Below are 20589 nucleotides of genomic sequence, written 5' to 3'. Positions count from 1 at the left end.
CTATGGCCTCGATCGGGCAGACAGTCGCGCGTACACCGTCCGGAGAAGTCCTGTCGCGCGCCCAACAGCGTGCGATGCTCGTCCCCGACTGCCTTGTCGAGGCCCGTCGCATCGCCAATACGGTGATCGCCGGCTGGCACGGCCGCCGCAAGCGCGGCATCGGCGAAAATTTTTGGCAGTTCCGTCCCTACAGCCAGGGCGAAAGTCTGTCGCGCATCGACTGGCGCCGCTCCGCCCGCGACGATCACACCTATGTTCGCGACCGCGAATGGGAAGCGGCACACACGATCTGGCTTTGGGCCGATCTTTCGCCCTCGATGATGTACAAGTCGACGCTCGGCGCCGTCTCGAAGGAAAGCCGCGCACTGGTATTGATGCTGGCGCTGGCCGAGATCCTCGCCCGCTCCGGTGAGCGGATCGGCTGCCCAGGCGTGATGGAGCCGGTTTCCGCCCGCAACGCCGCCGAGCGCCTGGCGACGGCGATCATGCTGAGCCCGCTTGGCGAAGGCCTGCCTGAGACCGGCATGATCCGTGGCGCCAGTGATCTGGTCCTGATCGGCGACTTTCTCGACCCGGCCAACGAGGTGATGGGTAGACTCGGCCCGCTCGCCCGCCGGGGGTTGCGCGGGCATGTCGTCGAGATCGCCGACCCCGCCGAAGAAGTCTTCCCCTATGCGGGCCGCACCGAATTCACCGATCCGGAAAGCGGCGAAAAACTGACGGCAGGCCGCGCCGAGATCCTGCGCGAGGACTACCAGCGCGCCTATCGCGCCCGCCGCGACAGCCTCGGCGAGAGCCTCCGCCATGTAGGCTGGACCTTCATTCCGCATCGGACCGACCGGCCGGCGTCGGAAGCCCTCGTCGCCGTTCACATGTATCTTTCCGGAATGCCCACCCGCGCGACACACGGGGGGCAGCTATGATCGGCGGCCTGGCCTTCGCCTTTGCCAACCCTGCGATACTGGCGGCGCTTGTCGCCGTGCCGGTGATCTGGTGGCTTCTGCGCATGATGCCGCCGAGGCCGGCGGCGGAGGTGTTCCCGCCTTTGCGCATCCTCGCCTCGGTGATGAAGCGCGAGGAGACGCCCTCGAAAAGCCCCTGGTGGCTGACGCTGCTCAGAATGCTGATGGCCGCGGCGGTGATTTTCGCGATCGCCGACCCGGTCTTCAATCCCCGCAGCAACACGCTTGCCTCCTCCGGTCCGTTGGCGCTCATGATCGATAACAGTTGGGCAACCGCGCCCGATTGGGAGCGAAGGGTCGAGGCTACGTCGGCGCTGATCGACGATGCCGAGGCGAAGGATCTCGCCGTTTCGATCGTTTTCACCGGCGATCGCCAGCACGATGCGACACCGGCATCCGCGGCCGCAGCACGCACGCGGCTCGCCGCCGCCGCGCCCGAGCCGCTTCCCGCCGATCGCCGATCGGCGCTTGCGGCGCTGAAGACGGCCTTTGACACCAGCCCGCCCGGGACGATCGCCTTCGTTACCGACGGCATCGAACCGGCCGATGCCAAGACCATGGAGGCGCTGGACCAAATCGGCGCAGCCGAGATCCGGGTGATCGAGGCCGACGGCGGTCAGGCGGTGGCACTGACCGGCACGAGCAATGAGTCGATCGGCATGTCGGTGACGGCGACCCGCCTCAAAACGGACGACCGCCGGTCCCTTTCGATCGTCGCTTACGACAGCCGCGGCCGTGCCATCGCCGACGGCGCGATCGATTTTGGCCTGGGCGCAGCCGTCGCCAAGGGAACGATCGAAGCCCCGTTTGAGCTGCGCAACGATTTCGCCCGCATCGGCATCGAAGGTGCCGCCACCGCCGGCGCCACCCATCTCCTGGACGACGGATTCCGCCGGCGCCGCGTCGCACTCCTGAGCGGCGAGGCGCGCGACCTCTCGCAACCGCTTCTGTCGCCGCTCTACTATATAAACCGCGCGCTCACCCCCTATGCCGATCTCATCGAACCGCGCGAGACCGATCTCGCCGTCGCCATTCCCGAACTCCTGGAACAGCGTCCCTCGGTTCTGATCATGGCCGACATCGGTCGATTGCCCGAGGAAACCTATCCGCTGCTGGCGAAGTGGATCGAGAATGGCGGCATGCTGATCCGCTTCGCCGGCCCGCGGCTTGCCGCCGCACCCGCAGACGATCCGCTTGTGCCGGTGACCCTGCGGCAGGGGGAACGGGCGCTCGGCGGCGCGCTCTCCTGGTCGGAACCGCAGCCGCTCGCCGACTATCCGGCCAACAGCCCCTTCGCGGGCATGGCGAAGCCGAGCGATATTCTCGTCAAACGGCAGGTTCTGGCAGAGCCGACGGCAGATCTGGTCGAACGCACCTGGGCAAACCTCGCCGACGGCACGCCGCTGGTGACGACATCGGCGCGGAGCAATGGCCGCATCGTCCTCTTCCATGTCAGCGCCGAGGCGACCTGGTCGAACCTGCCGATTTCCGGGCATTTCGTAGAGATGCTTCGCCGCAGCGTCCAGCTTTCGCGCAGCGGCGGCGTCGCTGGTGAAGGCAAGGCGGTGCAGGCGCACACGCTGGCGCCTTTCCGGCTCCTCAATGCCGACGGCGTGCTGGTTGCTGAAACCGGCAATGCCCGCCCGCTGGAAGTCCAACCAGGCAAGACGCCGGTCACCACGCCGGACAACCCGCCCGGTCTCTACGGCTCCGAGGACGGGTTTACGGCCTTGAACCTGTTGCCGCGCGACGCGGAACTCAAACCGATCGACATGACTCTTGCCGGGCCGCACATCGTCGAAAGGCTCACTCGGGCGGAGAGCTGGTCGCTGAAACCCGCCCTGCTGACACTGGCCCTGCTCCTGCTCATCGCCGATGCCGTCATCGTGCTGTTCATGGGCGGCGCCTTCTCTCGTCTTCGCATGGCACGCGCCGCATCGGTGCTGGTCCTGATGGTTGCCGCGGGCGCCCTCTTCACGCCGCAGCAGGCCTCTGCAGACGACACGCGCCCGGATGATGAGCGCATACTCGAACGTCTCGACACGACCCATCTCGCTTATGTCGTCACCGGCGAGGACGAGGTCGACCGGCTCTCGGAGAGCGGGCTTCGCGGCCTGACCGATTTCCTGACCTACCGCACGACGCTTGAACCCGGCGCGCCGGTCGGCCTCGACATCATGAGGGACGAGCTCAGCCTCTATCCGATCATCTATTGGCCGGTCTCGGCGAGCGCACCGATGCCGAGCCCGCAAGCGGTCAGCCGTATCGACGCCTATATGCGCGCCGGCGGCACCGTCCTCTTCGACACGCGCGACCAGTTCTCCTCGCTCGGCGCCGCCTCGAGCGGCACCAGCCCGAACACGGAGCGGCTGCAGGCCATTCTGGCCAATCTGGACATACCGCCGCTGGAGCCAGTGCCTGCCGACCACGTCCTGACCAAGGCCTTCTACCTTCTGACGAACTTCCCCGGTCGCTACACCGGCAGTCCGCTGTGGATCGAGGCGCAGTTCGAAAATCGCGACGAGCCGAGCAATCGGCCGGCCCGTTCCGGCGACGGCGTCACGCCGATCATGATCACCGGCAACGACTTCGCCGGGGCCTGGGCGGTGGACACGAACGGCGTCGCCCTGCTGCCGACCATCCCGCCGGACGAGATGCAGCGCGAATATGCCTTCCGCTCCGGCGTCAACATCATGATGTACATGCTGACCGGCAACTACAAAGCCGACCAGGTACACGTCCCGGCCCTGCTCGAGCGGCTCGGGCAATGAGGCAGCGATGACGATCGATTTTTCACCGCTCCTTCCCTGGCCCTACCTTGCCGCCCTCGCGCTCATTGCAGCGGCCCTGGCGGCGTTCGGCATCTGGCGAGGGGTTCGCGGCGCCTGGCTCCGCGCCGCAGCACTCACGGCATTTTGCCTTGCGCTTGCCAATCCGGTGTTTTTCCAGGAAGAGCGCGAGCCGCTTTCGACCATCGTTGCCGTCGTGGTCGACCGCAGCCAGAGCCAGGACAATGCCGGCCGGCGCGAGCAGACCGACAAGGCACTCGCCGACCTCCAGGAGCGGCTCGCCCGCTTCCCGCAGATAGAGACGCGCGTCGTCGAGGCAAAGGACGGCGAGGAGAGCGAGGCGCCCTCGACAAGGCTCTTCGGCGCTCTTTCGACGGCGCTCGCCGACGTGCCGCCCGCCCGCGTCGGCGGCGCCATCTTCATCACCGACGGCCAGATTCACGACGTGCCCGACGTCAACCAGAAGCTCGGTTTCGAGGCGCCGATCCACGGATTGATCACCGGCAAGCCGGACGAAGTCGACCGGCGCATCGAGATCGTCAACGCACCGCGCTTCGGCATCGTCGGCGAGCAGCAGAAGCTGACCTTCCGCGTCGTGGACGACGGCACGGCCGCGGGCGGCGGTGCCGAAGTGACGATCCGTCTCAACGGCAACGAGATCGCCACGGAGCATGTCGAACCGGGAACGGACGTCCCGTTCAGCTTTACCGTGCCGCGCGGCGGCAACAACATTCTCGAGTTCGCGGTGAACCCGATCGAAGGGGAAGTGACGGAGGTCAACAACCGCGCCGTTCACGTGCTGGATGGCATTCGCGAGAACCTGCGCGTCCTCCTCGTCTCCGGCGAACCGCATGCCGGCGAGCGCGCCTGGCGCAATCTTCTGAAGTCCGATGCCGCCGTCGATCTCGTGCATTTCACGATTTTGCGGCCGCCCGAGAAGCAGGACGGAACGCCGATCAACGAACTCTCGCTCATCGCCTTTCCGACGCGCGAGCTCTTCGTCGACAAGATCAGCGAGTTCGATCTGATCATCTTCGACCGCTACCAGCACCGCGGCGTGCTGCCCATTCTCTACTACGACAATATCGCCCAGTACGTGCAGAACGGCGGCGCACTGCTGATTGCGGCGGGGCCAGAACATGCCGGCGACGACTCGATCGCGGCAACCCCGCTGTCCGCGGTGCTGCCCGCAAACCCCACCGGCGTCATGAACGAGAAGGCTTTCTTCCCGCGGCTTTCCGACGAGGGCCGCAAGCATCCGGTGACCCGCGGCCTCGAAGGCGCCGCGAGCGAGCCGCCCGGCTGGGGACGCTGGTTCCGCACCGTGGACGTCGACCGGCCGCTCGGCCAGACCGTCATGGAGGCGGCGGACGGCAAGCCGCTGCTTGTCCTCAACCGCGTCGGCAAGGGACGCGTCGCCATGCTGCTCTCCGACCAGGGCTGGCTCTGGGCGCGTGGCTTCGAGGGCGGCGGGCCGCATGTCTCGCTTTACCGGCGCACCGCCCACTGGCTGATGCAGGAACCGGCACTCGAGGAAGAAGCGCTGACTGCGCGCGCCCTTGGGCGGACGCTGGAAATCACCCGGCAGACGATCGAAGGCGACCCCGGCCAGGCGACACTCACCTACCCTTCCGGCAGAACACAGGAGGTAGGCCTCACTGAACGTGAACCGGGCCTCTACAAGGCAGAGGTGAAGACCGACGAAATCGGTCTCTTCGAAGTCGCCAATGACGAGCTGACGACGCTCGTCCATGTCGGCAATGCCGATGCGCCGGAGTTCAAGGCGGCGATTTCGACCGAGGAAAGGCTCAAGCCCTGGGCGGAGAAGACCAAGGGCATCGTCCGCCGTCTCGCGGATGCGGATGGCCCTGTCGACCTGCCCTCGATCCTGCCGGTCCGGGGGGCCGTGCGTGTTGCGGACGACCAGCGCCTATCGCTGCGCATGACCGACGAAACCGTGCTCAAGGGCGTCAATTCGCTGTCGCTGTTCGCCGGCCTGTTCGGCCTCGCCGCCCTGCTCTTCCTGATCTCAGCAATGTGGTACCGCGAGGGACGGTGAGAGGGGAGTCACGAAGTCAACTCGCGCCCTGCCTCCGGCGGAATTTTGCTCCCGTTGGACTTGCACGCTGCAAACCTCCTCTCTGTTCGTCATCCTCGGGCTTGACCCCATATGCGCTAACTTAGACTTGACGGTGATGGATTTAGATGATTCACCGTGGTGATGAGCGAATCATTGCAAGCGCTGGATTGGGACGAGCTGGTCGGACGACTGGGCTCGGCGGAAGCGTTGGAGGCGAGCGCGCGGGAGGCGGGCGCGCTGCTTCGCAAGCGGCAGGTGGGCGGGGCAGTCGACCTGTTGCGGTTATGCTTTGCCTATGTGCTGGGCGGGTTTTCGCTGCGGACCCTGGCGGCCTGGGCCGAGCAGCGGGCGCTGGCGTCGATGTCCGACGTGGCGATGCTCAAGCGTCTGAAGGGCAGCGCCGATTGGGTGGGCGGCTTGGTTGCGGCGCTGCTTGCCGAGCGCTGCCCCGAGGCGTTGACCGGCGTCGCCGGCGAACTGCGGCTGATGGCGGTTGACGCTACGGCTGTGGCACCCGCCCGGGCCGAAGCGGGACTATTGGCTGGTGCACACGGTGTTCGACCTGTCGCGGCTGCAGCTCTGTTCGGTGCAGGTCAGCGACCGCCGTGAGGCGGAGCGGCTGTCGCGCGGCGCCAAGGCCGGCGAGCTTCGCATCGCCGACCGTGCCCACGCCAAGGCGACCGATCTGGCCCAGGTGGTCGCGGCCGGGGCCGATTTTCTCGTCCGCGCCCCTTCGAACTATCCGCGCCTGCTGGACGGCAACGGCCAGCCGTTGGATCGTCTGACCCTCTGCCGCGAAGCGGGCGAGAAGGGCGGGCTCGATCGCGCCGTGCGGGTCCAGGACGGCAAGTCCAAGGCCGAAGTGGCGGCGCGGCTGGTGATCTTGCCCTTGCCGGCCGAGGCGGCCGAGAAGGCCAGGCGGGCGGCGCGCCGGGCGGCCTCGAAGGCGCAATACCAACCGAGCCAGGCCGGCATCGAGATGGCCGGCCATCTGGTGCTGCTGACGTCGCTGGCAGGCTCGCCGCGACCTATCGCCTGCGGTGGCAGATCGAGCTGGCCTTCAAACGCATGAAGTCACTGGTGGGACTGGAAGACCTCCGCGCAAAGGATGCCGACCTGGCCCGCCTGTGGATCAACACCGCCCTGCTGGCCGCCCTGTTGGCCGAGGACGACCTGCCGGCCCTCGATCCCGAGGCGCCGGACTTTCTCCCCCTGGCCGCCTGAAGCGATCCACCTTGCCGATCTGGCGCCTCGTCGTCATCGCCATCACCAACATCGCCATCGCCGTCTTGCACGGGCCTATCCGGGCGATCCCCATCGACCGGTTGCTGCATCGACTGCGCGAGCCACCGCGAAGGCGACGCGCCATTGCGCATCGACAACTAAGTTAGCGCGTATGGGGCTTGACCCGAGGATGACGAGGAGGAAGAAAAGCGCCTGACTGCGGCAAGGGGCCCAGCGCCCAAGAATCAGGCGGCAGCGCCCGTAGAGGCGCACGCGCTGAGTTCGGCCGCAGGGGCAATGCTGCTGTCCTCCCGCCAGGCAATCACACCCTCGAGCCGCCTGTGAACATCGGCAGCGATCGGCACGACGAGCACCCGGGCGGGATCGACCGGACCGGGGAATTCAAGTGCCGCGTAGCGCACCTTTTCGAAGCCCAGCGGCTGATAATAGGGCGGATCGCCAACCAGGATAACCGCTTCGGAACCTTTCCGCCGCGCCGCCTCGACGGCAATCCGGACCAGTTCCCGACCGATACCCTTGTTCTTGTGCGACGGCCGCACGGCGAGCGGACCGAGCAGGTGTCCCTTGACCGATCCGGCATTCACCGGCGTCATCCGCACGGATGCAATCGTTTCGCCATCGTCGGTGCAGATGAAGGACAGCGACCGGTCGTGCGGGCCCTGTTCGCGGATTCGCGCAGCCGCACGGGCAAACCGACCCGGCCCGAAGGCTTCCTCATTGATGATTTCGATGGCTGCGTCGTGGGATGCGTCTTCGATCAGATAGACGAGATCGTGCTTTTTCATGGATGTCGAGAACCGGCAAGCGAACAGACAATAGGGATGGCGCGCCCTAAAGGGGCGTTTGCAGCATCAGCGTCGTCGCAGGCTTCCCGACAGGATCATGACCAGATCGTTTCCAAGAGTGAAAAAAGCTTCGGATCGCCGATAGCAGAAAATCGCCGACCGTCAAAGCCTAAAACGCACTGTTCCGAATTTCACCCCTATCGGCGCGGCGATCGCGCCTTATCTATCGAGTTGGAAAGAACAGGAAGGATCACGTTCATGGGCAGGCTGGTGGACGGCGTCTGGCAGGACGTCTGGTACGATACCGTGGAAACCAACGGGCATTTCAAGCGCAGCGTGTCGCAATTCCGCAATTGGGTCACCGCCGACGGTTCACCGGGCCCGTCCGGCGAAGGCGGCTTCAAGGCCGAGGCCGATCGTTACCATCTCTATGTGTCGCTTGCCTGCCCCTGGGCGCATCGCACGCTGATCTTCCGCAAGCTGAAGAAGCTTGATGAATTGATCCCGCTCTCCGTCGTCGATCCGCTGATGCTGGAAAACGGCTGGGAATTCAAGGGCGAGAACGGCGGCACCGTCGATCACCTCTTCGCCTCCAAGGCCCTGTGGCAGGTCTACGCACGCGCCGACTCCAACTATTCCGGCCGCGTCACCGTACCGGTGCTCTGGGACAAGAAGAAGGACACGATCGTCTCCAACGAGTCCGCCGAAATCATCCGCATGTTCAATTCCGCCTTCAACAATCTTACCGGCTCGACGGCGGACTTCTATCCGGCGGATCTCAGGGAAGAAATCGACGCGCTGAACGCCCGCATCTACGACAAGGTCAACAATGGCGTCTACAAGGCCGGCTTCGCCACGCGCCAGGAGGCTTATGCGGAAAGCGTCACGGCCCTGTTCGCCATGCTGGACGAACTGGAGAGCCGCCTCGCTGCGCAACGCTACCTATTCGGCGACCGTTTGACAGAGGCGGACTGGCGCCTTTTCACGACACTTCTGCGCTTCGATCCGGTCTATGTCGGCCACTTCAAGTGCAATATCCGCCGGATCGCCGACTATCCGAACCTGCAGGGCTATCTGCGCGACCTCTATCAGGTGCCGGGCGTCGCAGGGACCGTCAACATGCACCACATCAAGGAGCACTATTACCGCAGCCACAGGATGATCAATCCGACCGGCATCGTCCCCGTCGGACCTGAGTTCGATCTTCAGGCGCCGCACGGGCGCGACAAGCTTTAGATTACCAGACGGTATCCGGCATCGCCGTTCCGGCGAGTTCGGCAAGCCTGCGGCGCGTCGCCGGCGTCACGTCCGCGGGCAGGCCGTCGAGCGGGAAAAAGCAGGCGGCGGCGATTTCCAGGTCTGCAACTTTCGGCTTTTCCTGGCGAACGCCGTCGCAGCGGAAGAAGACGACATGATCGCGCTTGCTGGTTCCGGGGTTGTAGTAGACCTGCACGAGCAGCGGCGGCGCACTCAGTTCCAGATTGCCTTCCTCCCGGAGTTCGCGGACGAGCCCGTCGACCGCCGTCTCGCGCCGGTCGACGCCCCCGCCGGGCAAGTGCCAGCCGGGCAAATAGGAATGCTTGACGAGGAACACCCGACCCTCCTCATCGAAGCAGGCTGCCCGCACGCCAAGCGTCATGCCGCGCGACACGGCAAAGTACATGTGAGCAAGCCGCGCCAGGGGCCAGAGCCAGTTGCGCACCTCTTGCGGGCGGTGCTGGTCCATGGGTTTCTCCTTCGCGGCAACTCATTATGCGGCAGCAACCCGGGTGACGTCTGATTGGGCCTGCGCCGCCGCGTCGGGATAACCCATACAAGTGATTCCCCTGCCGCCGAATATGCGCTAGACCGACGCGATGTTCAAACTTGCGCATATTTCTGACGTCCATCTCGGCCCCCTGCCTGACCTGTCGTTTCGCGAGCTCGCTTCCAAGCGCATCACCGGCTTCGTCAATTGGCACAGGAACCGGGCGCACCACCTCTTTCCGGGCACGCTCGAATGCCTGATGGACGACATCGAAAAACGCGACCCGGACCACCTGGCGATCACCGGTGATCTCGTGAACCTCGCCTCCTCCCGGGAGATCGAAGTGGTTACCGAATGGCTCGCCGAGGCGGGCGACCCGCAGAACATTTCCATCGTGCCGGGCAATCACGACGCCTATGTTCCGGGCGCCTACGAAAAGACGGCGCGCGCCTGGTATCCCTATATGCGCGATGACGGCGGACCGTCCGGATGGATGAAGGATCACCACTGCTTTCCCTACATGCGGGTGCGTGGCTCGGTCGCCCTCATCGGCTGCTCGACGGCGGTGGCCACGCCCCCCTTCGCAGCCAGCGGCTATTTCGGCCCGCGTCAGGCGCGCGCCACGGTCAACCTGTTGCGCGCAGCCGGCGAGGCCGGCCTGTTCCGGGTCGTCATGATCCATCATCCGCCGATCCGCGGCGCGACATCCATGCACAAGCGCATGATCGGCATCCGCCGCTTCGCCGCGACCATCTCGTCGGGCGGTGCCGAATTGGTGATCCACGGCCACACCCATTTCAACACGGTCTATTGGCTCAGAGGACATCCGGCGCCGGTGCCGGTCGTCGGCATCGCCTCCGCCTCACAGGGCCCGGGCGGCAGCAAGCCGGTCGCCGCCTACAACCTCTTCTCGATCGGAGGTGAACCGGGCGCCTGGACGCTGACCCGCGATCGCTACGCCCTCGGTGCGGACGCCAAGACCGTCACGCTTGCCGAAACGACCCAGTTCCACCCTTGAGCGAATGCTGAGCGAAAGAGATTTTTTCGATGCCCGCCGAATAATCGGCAAGGCTCCGGCGTCTATTTCGCGTTGGGAGGTCAACAGCCGCCGGAGCGACACCTGCGTCGGCCGGTCAGCGTCCACCGCGATGTTCACAGGAGACACGCATGATGAACCGAAAGGTAGTTCTCTTCACCCTTGCGGCCTTTGCTGCCTCAATGGCGGGCCAAGCGGCATGGGCCGTCGGTGATGATACCAGCGCACCGCCGAAGAAGACGAAGACGAGCACCCAGTGCAAGGACGGCAAGGTCTGGGACGCCAAGAGGAACAGATGCGTCGAAGCGAAGCGGAGCGACCTCGGCGACGATATCCTGTTCGACGCGGCACGTGAGCTCGCCTATGCCGGCCAATACGAGAATGCGATCAAGGTTTTGGGCGCCATGAAGGAGCAGAGAAGCGCTCGCGTCCTGAATTACCTCGGCTACGCCAATCGCAAGGCCGGGCGCATGGAACTCGGCATGCAATACTACAAGCGTGCACTTCAGGCCGACGAGAACTACATTCTCGCGCGCTCCTATATGGGACAGGCTCTGGTCGAACAGGGACGGGTCGAGGAAGCGCGCGTGCAGCTCGTCGAAATCCGCGATCGCGGCGGCGAAGGCACGTGGGCATACAGGGCACTGCTCCAGTCTCTCGGAGGTGTACGTCAATACTGACGGCCGTGCGGCAAGGATGATATCTGAGGAGCGCCGTGCAGCAGCCCCCGGAAAATCCGGATCCGGAACGCAAAAAACTCTTTGCGTTCCGGCTCTTCCCTTGCAGACTTCGGATCAAGTTTCATATCATGGGCCGTGCCTTCGCATGGCGAATAGACGGATGATCCGGCACGTCTCACTGGAAGAGAAATGCGCCCAGCGGCAGAGATGAAGGATTTCAGACGGGATTTGGTCAGCCTGCTGCCCAAATTGCGCCGCTTCGCGATGACGCTGACGCGCAATGCCAACGATGCCGATGACCTCGTCCAGGAGGTTTGCGAGCGGGCGATCAGCCGCAGCCACCTTTGGAACGGCGAGAGCCGGCTGGAGAGCTGGATCTACGCCATGACACGCAATCTCTGGGTGGACGAGGTTCGTAAGCGCAAGGTCCGCGGCACTGGCGGCATGGTCGACATATACGATCAGGACACGCTGAATGTCGAAGCCACCGCCGAGAAAGCCGTCTATGCCAATCAGCTGCAGGAGATGATCCTTTCCATGCCGGAGGGACTGGCGAGCGTCTTCCTGCTGGTCAATGTCGAGGGCCACAGCTACCGCGAGGCGGCAACGATCCTCGGCATCCCGATCGGCACGGTGATGAGCAGGCTTTCGACGGCCCGCCTGCGGCTTGCGGCGATGTTGTCCGAGGATACCGAAAGGAGGGCCTGACCGTTGCAGCAGACGAAGGGGCTGGCGCTCGAAGTGCGGTTGTCCGCCTATATCGATGGCGAACTTGGCGAGGCGGAAAGGTCCGAGCTCGACGCCCTTTTGGCGCGCGATGACGACGCCAGGAGGCTGCTCGATAAACTGCGGGCAGGCAGCGCATTCGGCAACAGGGCGTTCGAGGATTTTCTTCACGACCCGGTGCCGCTGGCATTGGTGCGGCAGATCAAGCAGGGACCTGGCATCAACCCGAAACTGGAGCGGGTGACGACGTCGAACCTTCCCAAGCGAAGCGTCCGGATCTTGCCACGCCTGGTGGCCGCATCGGTAGGCCTGGTGCTTGCGGGAGGGATCGCGGGGTTCATTCTGGGCAGCACGACCAATTTCGTCGACCCGGTGATCGAGACCGCCGCAAGCCCCTGGATCAACGAGATTGCCGACTACCACCGCATCTATTCGCGTCAGAAGGCGCATCTTGTCGAGGTACCGGCCGCTCAGGCGGGCGAGATAGAACGTTGGCTGACGTCCAGCGTCGGCGTTCCGTTCAAGGTGCCCGATCTCGCGCGTAAGGGGCTCGCCTTCGTGGGCGCAAGGCTGCTGGTCGCGAATGGAAAGCCGGTGGCCCAGCTCGTCTACCGTGACCAGGAAGGCGAGATCTTCGCCATCTGTTTCCTACGAGGCGGCGATGGCGCGGGGACGGCCGAGCTCAGCGAAACCATTCGCGGCGATCTCGGATTCGTCTCCTGGCAAAAGGAGGGCGCCTCCTTCGTCTTCGTCGGGCCGTCCTCGGCCGCCGAATTGCAGGATCTGGCGCAAACGGTAGCTGCCGTCATCTGACTCGGAGTCGCGGTTTCTGCCCCTCATCCGGCCTGGCCGGCCGCCTTTCTTCCCGCAAGCGAGGCGAAAGTGACGTGCCTCACTGCTGCAGGCCCCCTCTCCCCGCTTGCGGAGAGAGGGTCAGGGCGAGTGGCAATCGCAGCGCGCGCAGCCTTCGGCCACGGTTTGCCGGCTCCCGGCCGAGCTTATTTGCCGGTCATCTCCAACACCCGGTTGGCGGCCGAGACGATCGCTTCGAGCGAGGCTGCGACGATGTTGGTATTGATGCCGGCGCCGAACAGCGTGCCGCCCGGATACTCGACCTCCACATATGCGATGGCGGCAGCATTCGAGCCGTGCTGCAGCGAGTGCTCGGAATAGTCCGCGACCGAGAGTTCGATGCCGAGATAGATCGACAGCGCATTGATGAAGCCGTCGATCGGACCGGTGCCCTTGCCTTCGATCCGCTTGGTCTCGCCGTTGTCGGTGATCTCGGCGGCGACAACCCGCACGCCCTTGTGCTCGCCGACCGGATAGGTGTGGTGATCGACGAACCTGATGCGCGCGCCCGGCTGTTCGACATAGCGCTCCAGGAAGCGCTGATGGATGCGCTTCGAGGGAAGCTCCTTGCCCTCCTGGTCGGTGATGCGCTGAATGTCTTCGCGGAACTCCACCTGCAGGTTGCGCGGCAGGTTGATGCCGTAATCCTCCTGCAGGATATAGGCGATGCCGCCCTTGCCCGACTGCGAGTTGATGCGGATGATCGCCTCGTAGGAGCGGCCGACGTCGCGCGGATCTATCGGCAGGTACGGGACCTCCCACAGCGGCTTGTTGGCGGTCTTGATCGCCTTCATGCCCTTGTTGATCGCATCCTGATGCGAGCCGGAGAAGGCCGTATAGACCAGTTCGCCGACGTAGGGATGGCGCTCCGGAATGACCATCTGGTTCGAATATTCGTAGACTTCCTTGATGCGCTCGATATCCGAGCAGTCGAGTTTCGGATCGATGCCCTGGGTGAACATGTTGAGCGCCAGCGTCACCACGTCGACATTGCCGGTGCGCTCGCCATTGCCGAAAAGCGTGCCTTCGACGCGATCGGCGCCGGCCATCAAGCCCAGTTCCGTGGCGGCGATGCCGGTGCCGCGATCGTTGTGCGGATGCAGCGAAATGATCAGGTTCTCGCGATTGTCGAGGTTGCGGCACATCCATTCGATCTGGTCGGCATAGACGTTCGGCGTCGCCATCTCGACGGTCGAGGGCAGGTTGAGGATCAGCTTGTTGTCCGGCGTCGGCTTGACGATCTCGGTGACCGCGTTGCAGATCTCTAGTGCAACTTCCAGTTCGGTGCCGGTGAAGCTCTCCGGCGAATATTCGAAACGGTAGCCGCCGCCGGCCTTGGCAGCCATCTCGGTGATCATCTTGGCGGCGTCGGTGGCGATCTGCTTGATGCCGGCGACGTCCTTGCCGAAGACGACGCGGCGCTGCAGCTCGCTCGTCGAATTGTAGAAATGCACGATCGGCCTATGGGCGCCCTGAAGCGCCTCGAAGGTCCGGGTGATCAGCTCCGGTCGGCACTGCACCAGCACCTGCAGCGAGACATCTTCGGCGACATTGCCCTCCTCGATGCACCAGCGGGCGAAATCGAAGTCGGTCTGCGAGGCCGAAGGGAAGCCAATCTCGATTTCCTTGAAGCCCATGTCGAGCAAGAGCTGAAACATGCGCGCCTTGCGGTCGTGACCCATCGGGTCGATCAGCGACTGGTTGCCATCGCGCAGGTCCACCGAGCACCAGATCGGCGCCTTGTCGATCGTCTTGGACGGCCAGATGCGATCCGGCAGCCCAACCTGCGGATAGGGCTGATATTTCACCGCGGCCTCGGGCATGCCGGTCTTGATGGGATGCGATTTCAAAATCATTGCAGCTTCTCTTCGTCACTGGAGCGTAGCTTGCCGGATGCAATAGCCGATCACGGGCGATATTGCGAGGCTGATGCCGACGCGTTTTGTTTCAGCTTTGGGAATTCGAGGAGCAATCTGCCGGCAAGGCTTTTCGGCCGCCGGGCGCTCCTCACCGGACCCGGCAACCGCGAGTAAGACCGAGAAGAAGAAGCGAGGCAAAGGCACGCGAAGGGGCACGATCGTGATCGTGTCCGGAGAAGATCGCTGCGATCTTGTGCGCGTATGCCTTGGTCATGGGAGTGCCTATACACGGCCCGCCGGCCCGGAGCAAGGGGCAACTGCCGGTTCGCTCGCCACTGCGCCCCAGGGCACCCTGTGAAGTACAAAAGGCAACGGCGTCTCCGCCGGTGCCTTGGATGGTGCCCCGCCGGGAAGAAAAATCCAATCAGATTTCTGCGACGGAGGTGACGATCCGCGAGACGAGCCCGTAGGACTTCGCCTCGTCGGCGCCGAGCCAGTAATCGCGATCCGTATCCTTGGCGATCTTCTCGACCGGCTGGCCGGTCGCTTCCGAGAAGATCTTGTTCAACCGCTCATTCATCTTGATGATCTCGCGTGCCTGGATCTCGATGTCCGAGGCCATGCCGCGGGTGCCGCCGGACGGTTGGTGGAGCAGGAAGCGGGTGTTCGGCAGGCAGATCCGCCGCTCCTTCGGCGGAGCGACAAAGATGAGCGCGCCGGCGGAGGCGACCCAGCCGGTACCGATCGTCCAGACCTTCGGCTTCACGAACTTGATCATGTCGTGGATGCTGTCGCCCGATTCGACATGTCCGCCCGGCGAGTTGACGAAAAGGCGGATGTCTTCGTCGCTGGCCGAAGCGAGCGCCACGAGCTGCGAGCAGACCTTCTGCGCCAGTTCCTGGGTGATCGTTCCGTAGATGAAAATCGAACGCGACTTGAAGAGGTTCGCCTCGGTTTCCTTGCCCAGCGGCAGCTCGGTCTTCTTTTCTTCCTGGTCGTCGTCGTTCATCCGCATGCTCCGGACTCCTCATGAAATGTCTCAAGGTCAGATAATGCGACTCGACGCCGAAGACAATGCAAACCGTCCTTCGCCGGCCGGATTGGGTCACCAGCGCTGTCGCGATGGTAAATGCCACCACCGTCAAATGCCGTATGGACAGCGGACGAAAGCCCCATAAGATCAGCGCATCAAAGCGGACGGATCGCCTCCCGGGCCTGTCGACAAGTGGGGACCAGAATGAAGACACGCATGCTCATTGCCACCGCGGCGCTCGGCGCTTCCGCCGCGCCCGCCGTCGCGCATCTCAATCCGGCCGAGCACGGCTCGCTGGCGGCGGGTCTTTCCCATCCGCTTTTCGGCGCGGACCATGTTCTCGCAATGGTCGCCGTGGGCCTCTGGGCCGCGCAGATCGGCGGCCGCGCGCTCTGGGCTGTCCCCGCCGCCTTCGTCGCCATGATGGCTGTCGGTTTCGGACTTGCGCTTGCCGCCGTTCCCCTGCCCTTCGTCGAGCCGGCAATCCTCGCCTCGGTCGTCGCCCTCGGGCTGATCGTCGCGATGGCCGTGCGCCTCGACGCGGCTTCGGCCGCCGCGGTCGTCGGCGTTTTCGCGCTCTTCCACGGGCATGCCCATGGCGGCGAGTTGGGTACGGCCGGCGCCTGGTCTTTCGCGACGGGATTCGTCATCGCGACCGCATTGCTGCACGCCATAGGCGTTGGTCTCGGCATTGCTCTCCGGCGGCTGTCGAGCAACGGCGCACTCGCCCGTTTGCTCGGCGGCGCCACCGTGCTGGCCGGAGCTGCGCTGCTCTTCGGTTGAAAGGCACGACTGCGCTGCCGAAAGCGACGGGGCTCCCCGTCGCCTTATCCACGGCCGCGATAGGTCGGCACGCCCTGATCCGGCAGCCAGACGCCTTCGGGCGGATTGCCGGTCTGCCAGAACACATCGATCGGGATGCCGCCGCGCGGATACCAATAGGCACCAATCCTCAACCACTTCGGCGAAAGCAGCGACACCAGCCGCTTGGCGATGTCGATGGTGCAATCCTCGTGGAAGGCGCCGTGGTTGCGGAAGGAATGGAGAAACAGCTTCAGCGACTTCGACTCGACCAGCCAGCCGTTCGGCACATAGTCGATGACGATATGCGCGAAGTCCGGCTGTCCCGTCATCGGGCAGAGCGACGTGAATTCCGGCGCGGTGAAGCGGACAACAAAGTCCGTGCCCTCATGACCGCTCGGCACCCTTTCCAGCACCGCCTCCTCCGGGCTCTGCGGCAGGTCGACCTTCTGCCCGAGCTGTGAAAGTCCTGTTACGTCCGTCTTCGTCATTTTCCTCAATTCCGTAAGTTAAGCGATGCGGGCCGAAAAACCGCAGATATCTTTCCTCAGCCCAATCTGGTTTTGACGCGCACGCCGTGCGCCTTTTCGCCTTCCGGCTCGACATGAATGGCGATCCTCGCGCCCGGTTGGACGGCGCGGATCGCATCCTCGATCCGGTCGCATATATCATGGGCGTCGCCGACCGGCATCGCCTCGGGCACGACCATGTGGAAATCCACGAAGGTCGCCGAGCCGGCCTGCCGGGTCTTCAGGTCGTGAACGCCGAGCGATCCGCCTGCAGCCGCGGCGATCGCCTGCTTGATCGCTTCCTCTTCCGCTGCCGGAACGGCCCTGTCCATCAGCCCGTCGATGGAGCGCGAAATGACGCCCCAGCCCTGGAACAGGATATTGCCGGCCACGACCACCGCTAACAGCGGGTCGAGGATCGCATAGCCGGTAGCAATGGCAAGAACAAGGCCGGCAAGCACGCCCGCCGATGTGATGACGTCGGAGAGAAGGTGATGCCCATCAGCGCTCAGCGCCGGCGAGCGGTGCGCTCTACCGGCGCGGATCAGAACATAGGCCCAGATCGCGTTGATGACGCCGGCGGTAAAGTTGATCGCAAGACCGAGCGCCGGCGCGTGCAGCAGGGACGGCGCCAGCATTTCGGGCACGGCCTGCCATATGATCAGAAGCGCTGCCACGACAATCAGCACGCCTTCGACAACCGCCGAGAAATACTCCGCCTTGTGATGCCCGAACGGATGGTCGGTATCCGCCGGCTTCGCCGCGTAGCCGATCACCGCATAGGCGATTACCGCAGCGATGACGTTGACGGTGGACTCCAGCCCGTCCGAGAGGAGCGCCACGGACCCCGTCATCCACCAGGCGAGCATCTTCAGCCCCATGACGCCGAGGGAAAGCGGAATGCCCCAAAAGGCGAGCTTCAGAACCGTTCGGTTGTCGGACGCGGTCATCTTCATTCCTCGCGCAGATGCAAACGAGTTGCAAATGCATGCCCATTCAAACGCAAAACCGCCCGCGCGGGTTTTCGCGCAGGCGGGTTTTCATGCTCATATGGGCGATGTCGGCGAACTTGTCAAAGGGGCGAGTGCGAATTCCCCCGTGGCCCGTCAGGCGGCTTTGACCTTCGCCCTTTTTGCCAGATGGGCCACGACGTTCTCGATCATCCGCATGCCGGCGTCGCCGCCGAGCGTCATGATCGATTCCGGATGGAACTGCACGGCCGCCACCGGCTCCTTGACATGCTCGATGCCCATGATCGTTCCGTCCTCGCTTTCGGCGGTGATCATGAAGTCGCGCGGCAGGCTCGACGGATCGGCGAAGATCGAATGATAGCGCCCGACCGTCACCTCCTTGCCAAGACCGGAGAAGACGATGCCCGGTTCCAGAACACGGATGCGCGACGGCTTGCCATGCATCGGGATCGCCAGCTGGCGCAAATCGCCGCCATAGGCCTCGGCCAGCGCCTGCAGGCCGAGGCAGACGCCGAAGATCGGAAGCTCACGCGCCCGCGCCTTCTTGATCGTCGCCTTGCAGTCGAAATCCTTCGGACTGCCCGGCCCGGGCGAAAGCACGACGAGGTCCGGTTTGACGCGGTCGAAGATCTCGTCGGCGACCGGCGTGCGAACCGTGGTGACGGTCGCGCCCGTCTGCCGGAAATAGTTCGCCAGCGTGTGGACGAAGCTGTCCTCGTGGTCGACGAGCAGGATATTGACGCCCGCGCCGACCGGCGCAACGTCAGGCCCGGCCTTGGCGCTGTTGGCGGCTTTGGCGTCGCGGATGGCTGCAATCATGGCGGATGCCTTCAGTTCGGTTTCGGCTTCTTCTTCTTCCGGATTGGAATCGTAGAGCAGCGTGGCACCCGCTCTCACCTCGGCAATCCCGTCCTTGATGCGGATGGTGCGCAAGGTCAGGCCGGTGTTCATGTCGCCATTGAAGCCGACCATGCCGATGGCGCCACCATACCATGCGCGCGGGCTCTTCTCATGGCTTTCGATGAAGCGCATCGCCCAGAGCTTCGGCGCGCCGGTGACGGTGACGGCCCAGGCGTGGCTCAGGAACCCATCGAAGGCGTCCATGTCATCGCGAAGCCGCCCTTCGATATGGTCGACCGTGTGGATCAGCCGCGAATACATTTCGATCTGGCGGCGGCCGATCACCTTCACCGAGCCCGGCACGCAGACGCGGCTCTTGTCGTTGCGGTCGACGTCCGAGCACATGGTGAGTTCGGACTCGTCCTTCTTCGAGTTCAGCAGCTTCAGGATCTGCTCGCTGTCGGCGATCGGGTCGTCACCGCGCTTGATCGTGCCGGAGATCGGGCAGGTCTCGATGCGGCGGCCGGACACGCGTACGAACATCTCGGGTGAGGCACCGACGAGATATTCCTGATTGCCGAGATTGATGAAGAATGAATAGGGCGACGGGTTGATCGCCTTCAACCGGTTGGAAATCTCCGAGGGACGGCTTTCGCAGCGCTCGTAGAACTTCTGCCCCGGCACCACCTCGAAGAGGTCGCCGCGGCGGAAGCTTTCCTTCGCCTTGACGACAAGCTCGGCGTATTCGCCGGGACGATGGTCCCCGTGCGGCGGGATGCTGTCGACGGTGAGGAACGGCTCGGGCGCGATATCCGACGCCTGGCCCTCGGTCGACACCCCGTCCCTGGCGAAATCGTAGCGGTCGATCCAGGCCTTCGCGGCATAGTGGTCGACGACGAGGATTTCATCGGGCAGGAAGAGCACCATGTCGCGCTGGTCGTCCGGCCGGGCGAGCTTCAGGTCGATCGCGTCGAACTGGAAGGCGAGATCGTAGCCGAAGGCGCCGTAAAGGCCGAGGCTCGCATCCTCCTCCGAATGGAAGAGGTTCGTCACGGCGCGAAGCATCGTGAAGACCGTCGGCATCTTCGAGCGCTCTTCTTCGGTAAAGACGCGATCGGGCTCATTGATGCTGAGATCGAGACGGCGGTCGGTCAGCGTCCCGAGCGTGATGTCGGCAACCGTTTTCAGGTGCTCGGCGATCAGCGCCAGCAGCACCTCGCCGCGCCCGTTATAGGCTTCGATCCAGAGCGAGCGACCGAAGGAGGAGATGGCGAGCGGCGGATCGACGACGGCGGTATCCCAGCGCGTGTAGCGGCCGGGGTATTCGTAGTTCGACGAGAACACCGCGCCGCGACGCTCGTCGAGCCTGTCCACATAGGAGGCGATCGCATCCGCATAGGACGCGTCGCGCCGCCGCCGCGTCACGACGATGCCGCCATTCGTGGTGTAACTCTCCGCGCCGTCTTCCAGAATTACCGTTGCCATTCGCCTCGCTCCGTAAAAGCCCGGTCATTCCACGCGGCTCGAATACGAAAAAAGCCGCCTCGAAATCTCCGGGCGGCTTCATGTCTCAATCACGCATGACTGGTCAAGGCCGCCTCAGCGAGCCCACCACCAGATCGAAATGTTCTGCGTGTTTGCCATGGGCGAAGTGTTAGCGTGCCTTTTGGCGGC

General features: G+C 64.3%; 20 protein-coding genes. 12 read left to right on the top strand and 8 right to left on the bottom strand.

The window, feature by feature from the left end; all coding sequences use genetic code 11:
- The first annotated feature begins 2 nt into the window (after positions 1–2).
- From RHIBR816_RS0111005 to RHIBR816_RS38330, 6 genes are all read left to right on the top strand, one after another.
- A complete protein-coding gene (locus RHIBR816_RS0111005; RefSeq protein WP_026186866.1) occupies positions 3–923 on the top strand; it encodes a DUF58 domain-containing protein in 921 nt (306 codons plus the stop codon).
- On the top strand, positions 920–3733 hold the full coding sequence (locus tag RHIBR816_RS0111000; protein WP_018236592.1) for a DUF4159 domain-containing protein: 2814 nt from the start codon (positions 920–922) through the stop codon (positions 3731–3733). The genes RHIBR816_RS0111005 and RHIBR816_RS0111000 overlap by 4 nt, the downstream gene beginning before the upstream one ends.
- Before the next feature lie 7 nt (positions 3734–3740).
- The gene (locus RHIBR816_RS0110995) at positions 3741–5810 is read left to right on the top strand and encodes a membrane protein (protein ID WP_018236591.1); all 2070 of its coding nucleotides are present in this window, start codon (positions 3741–3743) and stop codon (positions 5808–5810) included.
- 162 nt (positions 5811–5972) lie between these two features.
- A complete protein-coding gene (locus tag RHIBR816_RS38340; protein ID WP_245262576.1) occupies positions 5973–6440 on the top strand; it encodes a hypothetical protein in 468 nt (155 codons plus the stop codon).
- The gene (locus RHIBR816_RS38335; protein WP_245262575.1) at positions 6376–6903 is read left to right on the top strand and encodes a hypothetical protein; all 528 of its coding nucleotides are present in this window, start codon (positions 6376–6378) and stop codon (positions 6901–6903) included. The genes RHIBR816_RS38340 and RHIBR816_RS38335 overlap by 65 nt, the downstream gene beginning before the upstream one ends.
- Entirely contained in the window at positions 6900–7055 is a 156-nt protein-coding gene (locus RHIBR816_RS38330) for a hypothetical protein (protein ID WP_018236590.1), read from the top strand. The genes RHIBR816_RS38335 and RHIBR816_RS38330 overlap by 4 nt, the downstream gene beginning before the upstream one ends.
- Positions 7056–7300: 245 nt before the next feature.
- On the opposite strand, the gene RHIBR816_RS0110975 is transcribed toward RHIBR816_RS38330, so the two are convergent.
- Positions 7301–7861: a GNAT family N-acetyltransferase gene (locus RHIBR816_RS0110975; RefSeq protein WP_018236589.1), complete on the bottom strand. Its 561-nt coding sequence runs from the start codon at positions 7859–7861 to the stop codon at positions 7301–7303.
- Positions 7862–8119: 258 nt separating this feature from the next.
- Here RHIBR816_RS0110975 and RHIBR816_RS0110970 point away from each other — a divergent pair, with 258 nt between their 5' ends.
- Positions 8120–9097, top strand: coding sequence for a glutathione S-transferase family protein (locus tag RHIBR816_RS0110970; RefSeq protein ID WP_018236588.1), 978 nt, complete (start codon positions 8120–8122; stop codon positions 9095–9097).
- Between the two features lies 1 nt (position 9098).
- On the opposite strand, the gene RHIBR816_RS0110965 is transcribed toward RHIBR816_RS0110970, so the two are convergent.
- Positions 9099–9587, bottom strand: coding sequence for an NUDIX domain-containing protein (locus tag RHIBR816_RS0110965; protein WP_018236587.1), 489 nt, complete (start codon positions 9585–9587; stop codon positions 9099–9101).
- A 130-nt stretch (positions 9588–9717) separates the two neighbouring features.
- Between RHIBR816_RS0110965 and RHIBR816_RS0110960 the strand changes: the two genes are divergently transcribed.
- The 4 genes from RHIBR816_RS0110960 to RHIBR816_RS33945 all read left to right on the top strand — a co-directional run bounded on the left by RHIBR816_RS0110960 (position 9718) and on the right by RHIBR816_RS33945 (position 12863).
- The gene (locus tag RHIBR816_RS0110960) at positions 9718–10626 is read left to right on the top strand and encodes a metallophosphoesterase (RefSeq protein ID WP_018236586.1); all 909 of its coding nucleotides are present in this window, start codon (positions 9718–9720) and stop codon (positions 10624–10626) included.
- Between the two features lie 152 nt (positions 10627–10778).
- Positions 10779–11324 (top strand): tetratricopeptide repeat protein, encoded by a 546-nt coding sequence (locus tag RHIBR816_RS0110955; protein WP_034816174.1) that lies wholly within the window; start codon positions 10779–10781, stop codon positions 11322–11324.
- Between the two features lie 189 nt (positions 11325–11513).
- A complete protein-coding gene (locus tag RHIBR816_RS0110950) occupies positions 11514–12032 on the top strand; it encodes an RNA polymerase sigma factor (RefSeq protein WP_026186863.1) in 519 nt (172 codons plus the stop codon).
- A gap of 3 nt (positions 12033–12035) precedes the next feature.
- Complete coding sequence (locus tag RHIBR816_RS33945; RefSeq protein ID WP_034815204.1) at positions 12036–12863, top strand: anti-sigma factor; 828 nt, start codon at positions 12036–12038, stop codon at positions 12861–12863.
- Between the two features lie 185 nt (positions 12864–13048).
- Here the strand turns inward: RHIBR816_RS33945 and leuA are convergent, their stop codons facing one another.
- A complete protein-coding gene (gene leuA, locus RHIBR816_RS0110935) occupies positions 13049–14758 on the bottom strand; it encodes a 2-isopropylmalate synthase (protein ID WP_018236581.1) in 1710 nt (569 codons plus the stop codon).
- A 427-nt stretch (positions 14759–15185) separates the two neighbouring features.
- Positions 15186–15770: an ATP-dependent Clp protease proteolytic subunit gene (locus RHIBR816_RS0110930; protein ID WP_018236580.1), complete on the bottom strand. Its 585-nt coding sequence runs from the start codon at positions 15768–15770 to the stop codon at positions 15186–15188.
- A gap of 228 nt (positions 15771–15998) precedes the next feature.
- Between RHIBR816_RS0110930 and RHIBR816_RS0110925 the strand changes: the two genes are divergently transcribed.
- The gene (locus tag RHIBR816_RS0110925; RefSeq protein WP_026186862.1) at positions 15999–16577 is read left to right on the top strand and encodes a HupE/UreJ family protein; all 579 of its coding nucleotides are present in this window, start codon (positions 15999–16001) and stop codon (positions 16575–16577) included.
- 44 nt (positions 16578–16621) lie between these two features.
- On the opposite strand, the gene queF is transcribed toward RHIBR816_RS0110925, so the two are convergent.
- The 4 genes from queF to trpLE all read right to left on the bottom strand — a co-directional run bounded on the left by queF (position 16622) and on the right by trpLE (position 20559).
- Entirely contained in the window at positions 16622–17086 is a 465-nt protein-coding gene (queF, locus tag RHIBR816_RS0110920) for a preQ(1) synthase (RefSeq protein WP_018236578.1), read from the bottom strand.
- 56 nt (positions 17087–17142) lie between these two features.
- Positions 17143–18054, bottom strand: a complete 912-nt coding sequence (locus tag RHIBR816_RS0110915) for a cation diffusion facilitator family transporter (protein ID WP_026186861.1) — start codon at positions 18052–18054, stop codon at positions 17143–17145.
- 156 nt (positions 18055–18210) lie between these two features.
- Positions 18211–20400, bottom strand: a complete 2190-nt coding sequence (locus tag RHIBR816_RS0110910) for an anthranilate synthase (protein ID WP_018236576.1) — start codon at positions 20398–20400, stop codon at positions 18211–18213.
- 114 nt (positions 20401–20514) lie between these two features.
- Positions 20515–20559: a trpE operon leader peptide TrpLE gene (trpLE, locus tag RHIBR816_RS37905; protein ID WP_178385068.1), complete on the bottom strand. Its 45-nt coding sequence runs from the start codon at positions 20557–20559 to the stop codon at positions 20515–20517.
- Positions 20560–20589 lie beyond the last annotated feature (30 nt).

It is taken from the genome of Ensifer sp. BR816 (assembly GCF_000378985.1).
Classification (GTDB): Bacteria; Pseudomonadota; Alphaproteobacteria; order Rhizobiales; family Rhizobiaceae; genus Sinorhizobium.
This window is presented reverse-complemented; position numbering and strand designations above follow the sequence as displayed.